This is a genomic window from Streptococcus danieliae, from assembly GCF_009767945.1.
GTDB classification, from domain to species: domain Bacteria; phylum Bacillota; class Bacilli; order Lactobacillales; family Streptococcaceae; genus Streptococcus; species Streptococcus danieliae.
This window is the reverse complement of record NZ_WSRS01000236.1, coordinates 1-346: the sequence shown is the minus strand read 5'-3', so window position 1 is coordinate 346 and position 346 is coordinate 1. Positions and strand designations below refer to the sequence as shown.

Sequence of the window (346 nt, the reverse complement as noted above, 5' to 3'; positions counted from 1 at the left end):
AGATTGGTCACAAGTGAAGTAACCTCATAGAAGAGCTCTCCTTCCTCTCTTTGTGAAAATTGGCAAACACGACGAGCGTGATCCCAAGATTTTGCTTGATAAACAGTCTCGGAATAGGAAGAGTGGGGTAAGATGGTTAAATTCTCATCTTCATGATTGGGTAAACTGAGATCCCCGAGACGACTAAGAACAGGGTTTCTTTTAAGTTTAATGAGATAACTTTCTCCACTCTCTTCAATGGAATTGTAGATTTGTGGGGAGGCAAACCCGCTGTCCATGCGGAAAAGTAACCGGTTGAAGCCTTCTAAAATAGGTTGAAGGAACTCTACTGCTCCGTCAGAACAAT

1 protein-coding gene is annotated in these 346 nt (G+C 42.5%); it reads right to left on the bottom strand.

What is annotated here, in order from left to right:
- A partial coding sequence (locus E5983_RS09615; protein WP_160333535.1) for a transposase occupies positions 1–346 on the bottom strand: 346 nt, incomplete at both ends.